This window comes from Rhodococcus sp. NPDC057014, from assembly GCF_042673295.1.
Lineage (GTDB): Bacteria > Actinomycetota > Actinomycetes > Mycobacteriales > Mycobacteriaceae > Rhodococcus_F.
Genome location: NZ_JBHUSF010000460.1, coordinates 1 through 5221 on the forward strand (window position 1 = coordinate 1; position 5221 = coordinate 5221).

3 protein-coding genes are annotated in these 5221 nt (G+C 59.0%); 1 reads left to right on the plus strand and 2 read right to left on the minus strand.

The window, feature by feature from the left end:
• Positions 1 to 209: 209 nt before the first annotated feature.
• Together ACFTZB_RS42725 and ACFTZB_RS42730 are read right to left on the minus strand one after the other, a co-directional pair.
• Entirely contained in the window at positions 210 to 2036 is a 1827-nt protein-coding gene (locus ACFTZB_RS42725) for a CocE/NonD family hydrolase (protein WP_378441561.1), read from the minus strand.
• Positions 2037 to 2425: 389 nt separating this feature from the next.
• Positions 2426 to 4009 (minus strand): class I adenylate-forming enzyme family protein, encoded by a 1584-nt coding sequence (locus ACFTZB_RS42730; RefSeq protein ID WP_378441563.1) that lies wholly within the window; start codon positions 4007 to 4009, stop codon positions 2426 to 2428.
• Between the two features lie 424 nt (positions 4010 to 4433).
• Here ACFTZB_RS42730 and ACFTZB_RS42735 point away from each other — a divergent pair, with 424 nt between their 5' ends.
• Positions 4434 to 4829: a nuclear transport factor 2 family protein gene (locus ACFTZB_RS42735; RefSeq protein WP_378441565.1), complete on the plus strand. Its 396-nt coding sequence runs from the start codon at positions 4434 to 4436 to the stop codon at positions 4827 to 4829.
• Positions 4830 to 5221: the final 392 nt, after the last annotated feature.

A 5221-nucleotide genomic window follows, 5' to 3' on the forward strand; every position in this document is an offset into this window, starting at 1 on the left:
AGCCACACTCCGATTGCAAATACCGACATCACGAACGGCCGTTGCTGCATTAGGCGGGTGTTGTCGAGGTAGGTGCATTTCCTACTTGACCGCAAGCAACCTCCCTCGGCGGGGCCGGTGTCCTCAGCCCTTCTGGCCAACGCGACCGAAGCACATCTTGAAGCGCTTCCGTGTAGCGTCAGCGAGCATTTCGTCGCGCAATGGGCGCCTCATCTCGCGCGGGAATCGTCCAGCTCTGCCGGGCGCGGTGAAGACGACAGGTCGTATGGCGACTCTGACTCTACGGCGGGAACGACGTGAAGGGTGATTCGCGATGACATATCTGGCCCATGGTGTACGCTCTGGCGGGCCACGACGATGTCGGTCTCGACGCCGAGTTCCGGGACCACCCGCGAGTTGAGGTTCCGAGCGTACTTCGGGAAGCTGCTGCTCGTGATGTGCACGCGGATTCTATGGCCGGGCATGAAGCTGTGAACGACCGGGTCAAGTTCGAGGTTGAGTTCGACCGGTTCCCCTGGTGTAAGCCAGGAATCGTTGGTTCCGTGGCGATAGCGGGTACGAATCACGCCTTCGGCCAGCTTCGCCGCAAACCCATCCGGCTCCACGTCGATAAGCCGAACAATGAAGTCGGTGTCCTCAGCACTACTAGAAGCCCAGATCGTTGCCGACACAGAGCCGACAACCCGGACTACGTCGTTCAATACTGGAGAATCGTAGATGAGGACATCTTCTCGTGTTTCCAGCCGACGCTGATCGTGGGGCCCGTCAGCTGTCAAGGTGGAGTCGAACCGGGCCAACTGTCCGATATCGATTACCACACCGCCGACGGTAGGCGCGGGATTGGCAGGGTCGTAAATATATGTGTGACTCGCAGATTCAGTCGCCGATTCGAAATCGAGTGCCCCTACTCGGCTGTCGGAAGACATCGCGCTCGAGCTGGCACCGTTGAGGAAGAGGTCGAGATCAGATCCAGATGGTGGCCACGTGTACGACGCTGCCCACCGATTCTCGCCTGGCAAGAAGTAGTACAACTTGGATCGTCGCGATCCCTCTGGTGAGGGTTCATCCTTCAGCCACTGATCGAACCAGGCGATCATCGCAGACCACCATGCCTTGCGTCCGCCGGCTGGCGCTTCCAAGTAGTTTCGAACGCCAGTTGGGGCACCCACGGTGCCAAAGTGGCCCCAGGGCCCGATAATAAGTTCATGCCCGATGTCCGGATTGGCGCGCCACACGTTTGCCATCGATCCCACGAATGGTGCGTAGAGGCCCGCGACGGCTTTGATCGGCACGCGCGCCCGTTGAGGTTCCTTTCCTAGCGCAGTCGAGTCCTTTTTCCAGAGAGGATCTGTTGGCTCGGCCAGGAAGATGCGGTGTAATCCGGAAGTGACGTGGTCATCCTGTAGCCCCTCGAAGTCCAACACGGGGAGGTGCAGAAGGTCTTCCCTGGTTGCGCTGAGCGCACTCGCCACGTTCCGCTCTAGTTCGGCGCGCCCGTCCGCGTCCAGATCGAGGCGCTTCAGGTTGTTGAGCGCGACCATGTGTGGGATGAACTGAGCTCCGAAGTATACCTCGGACGGAACGCCCCCCCGCTTCGTCCACGTCTCCATATCGGTGTGGCCGTCGACGACGAAAGCTGCAGCCAACGAAGGTGGCTGCGCCGCGACTGCCTGAAGCGCGGTCATCGTCAGGGCGGAATTGCCGACGATCCCAACCTTCCCGTTCGACCACGGCTGTTCCGCTGCCCACTCGACGGAATCGTACCCGTCCTCTTGCTCCTGGAAGAAGAATTCAAGGTAGCCGTCTGACTCGCCGCAACCGCGACAGTCCTGCGAAACATAGACGTACCCGGCCCTGACGATATTCATCGGGCCCGCATACGCGTGCTCCATGTATCCCTGTTTTCCGTAGATCGACCGTTGCAGAATAACAGGCCGACGAACGTCATCATCCAGTCGAAAAATGTCCGCTTTCGTGTGCGTTCCATCCCTTAGTGGAATGGTTACGTCCTGCTCAACAATTATTTTCTGACTCATGCCTCTAAACTCTCCTACGTTATTTGGCATACCACGTGCAGTCTTTGATGGTGATACTAGAGATTGGCCAAAACGGGTATTCCGCGTTTGCGTGGGCGAAGTACTGCGAACCAGTCCGTTTTGAGCGAAGCCCGTGCATTACTCGCTCATGGTGAGTCAATCCGACCGCCCCGTCGACAACAGGCAGGTCCGAGTAGCAAATGCGTGCTGCTTCTATTCGTATCAAGGCTTTGCGTGACCCCGGAGGGCGCGAGTTCAAGTTCGCACACGGTCAACGGATCACTCTCGGGGTAGGGGGTTGAGTTACCGATCAGCTCCAGCACTGCACCTGCGATCTTCACCTCTCGTCCTTTCTGGGGCGGACCGGCTGCGCCCGCGGGTTCTGTGGCTCAGCTCGATGAGGTAGATGGCGAGGCGCTGATCTGGGGCTTGAGCTCGAAGCGCCGGATTTTTCCTGACGGGGTCCTGGGGATCTGACGAACTTCGATGATCTGCTCGGGCACCTTGAAATAGGCTAGGTTCTCCCGACAGAAAGCCAGAATGTGCTCGTGGTCGAGCTCATGACCACTCGTAGGTACGACGAATGCCACTGGCACCTCGCCCAAGTCGTGATGGGGTGCACCCACCACAGCCGCGTCGTCGACGCCGCTGCAGGCGAGGATGACCTCCTCCACCTCAGCTGGCGCGACATTTTCACCGGCTCGAATAATCAGTTCCTTCACTCTGCCGGTGATCGAGATAAAGCCGTTTCGGTCGCGTCGTCCGAGATCGCCGGTGCGATACCAGCCGTTGTCCATCGCTGCAGCAGTGGCATCCGGCAGCGCATGGTAGCCGAGCATCACGTTAGGCCCCTGCACCCACAGCTCACCCTCGTCCCCGTATGAAACGTCGACGCCGTTGGGGCCGACGAACCGAACCGAGATTCCGGGCACCGGTACGCCGCAAGAGCCGGGAACACGTCCGCCGGTCGGAGCGTTCATCGTCACCATTGTGGAGGTCTCGGTGATGCCGTAACCGTCAAGCAAGGGTACCTCTGCGTACTGCTCGAACTCCTGGTTCAGTGCGCTGGACATGATGGCTCCCGCCGAGATGCAAAGCCGAAGCTTCGGCGCATCCAGGCTTTCCTGCGGCTCGCGGGTATTGATCAGGTACTGGAACATAGTCGGGACACCAGGAAGCAAGGTCACGCCCTCGGATGCCAACCGCACCCTAACGTCTCGTGGTGAGAACTTTGGTAGCAATGTCGCGGTAGCACCAACTGCGGCCACGCCAATGATGGAGAGCACCAGCGCGTACGAGTGGAAGAGTGGAAGATACGACAGCAGATGATCGTCGGCGCTGAGGCCGACAATCGGTACCCAGCATGCTGCAACCACCCAAAGACAGCCCCTTTGGGACAACTGAACTCCCTTCGGACGTCCAGTTGTACCGCTTGTGTACAGCATCCATGTCCACTCGTCCAAGCTGGTCTTGTCTGGAGCCAGCGCCGTGGAGTCGCGCCGGAGCAAATCGTCGTAAGAGATGAGCGTGATGTCAGTCGGTGGGTCAGTGGGGGGAGTGCAAGCTCCGGTGACGATCACTGTTGTCAGGCCTGGAACGTCCTGTGCGGTTTGGAGGGCAACCTCGAAATGAGCCTCATCGGTGACCAATATCCGTGCGCCAGAATTCTCGGCGATGTAGGTAAGTTCCGGCTGAGTCGCGGTGGGGTTCGCGCACACCGCGACAACTCCCGCCCGTGGCGCCGCCAGGTAGCCCTCGACGACCTCGATGGAGTTGTTCAGATACATCAGGAATCGCTCTTGGGGTGCTAGGCCGAGGTCGAGTAGGTGACCAGCGAGTCGAGCCGTACGAGTATTCAGGTCGGCGTAGGTTACATGCTGACGAACGTCGTGGAAGGCGATCTTGTCGGGGCGTTCCCTGGCTTGGCGGGTGAGAAGTTTCGGGACGGTGTCGATGAGATCAGTGTGAATCACGAATACTCCTAATTAACAGTCATTAGTTACCAGACTATAGCCTACGTCACAGGATGCGGCTAGGGGGCGTCAGAGCTCAGTATGAAGGCGAGTAGTAGGGCCTAGACGTCTGCCGGTGCGGACCTCCGCCAGCATTACAAAGCCTGGCGTGAAGTGAAGCGTTGAAGCAGTCTAGAGCCGGGAGCTAATGCGACGAAACGTCTTGCCTGCCATCCGCTTGGCGGGCAGTATGTGACCAGCCATCCATCGTTGATGGAGCGGTTGCGTGTCCGGCCCGCCGCCAAGCCCTTGAGCCGTGTTGGCCAATGTCAGGTTCGGCAAACTCCCGCTCGGTCGGATATTGCCGATGGATGCCTGAGTGGTTCAGCTCTGCGGCTGAGTAGAGAATTAAGCCCTTTCAGCCAAATTCTTGAGGAGGATCTATATGGTCACGAATGACATTGAGGGTGTGCGTCGCACGCTTGCTGCGTATTGCCAGTTGATGGACGACGGCGATTACGAGGAGGCCGTCAACCTCTTTCATCCAGACGCACAGTGGACAGTCGCGGGGGTTGTGTACAGCGGGATGAACGAGATTCGAGATCTGGTCGCGTCGTGGCCTGTGCCTGATGGAATCAAACACCTGACTTTCAATTCGATCATCGATATCGAAAACGGAATTGCGACTGCAATTTCCGATTATCTGGTGATGAGGGCGACCGATATTGGGGGAGTGGCAATCCGGGCTGGCCGTTACCATGACTCCCTGAGCCAGAGCCAATCCGGGGAGTGGAGATTCTCTGCACGAGAGAATCGGGGTTCGAATTTCGTACGCCCGTAAACCAAGACCGTTCGTGTTCCCACTTGTTAGCACGCTTCGTGAGGGTGAGGTGCATCGCATTCGTGACGGGTCCTGCCCGTTGCTGCAACTCCGGAGGTAGGCGTCCGTGGAGTGATGGAATTTGGGCTGAGCGGCGCGGCTCCGACGTACAGGGCACTCGGCGGGATCTGAGGTCCACCGATGGCTCTGTCCCCGTCGCCCTGTCCAAGCTACTCATGGCATTCTGTCCCAGCGAGGGAGTGGATCCGCTTCCGTGAATCGGTCCGGATTGCGACGGCTAGAACCGATCGAAACCGAAACGACTGAACTGACGGCGCTAGCCATTATGAACGTACTGAGGCCCGCCCGACCGAACGCAACGGGTCCCGGCCCGGTTGGTGGCCACTCAGACC

Excerpts from the sequence above, each read along its gene's own strand:
- ACFTZB_RS42735 (WP_378441565.1), top strand. The coding sequence starts at position 4,434 with ATGGTCACGAATGACATTGAGGGTGTGCGTCGCACGCTTGCTGCGTAT.
- ACFTZB_RS42725 (WP_378441561.1), bottom strand. The coding sequence starts at position 2,036 with ATGAGTCAGAAAATAATTGTTGAGCAGGACGTAACCATTCCACTAAGG.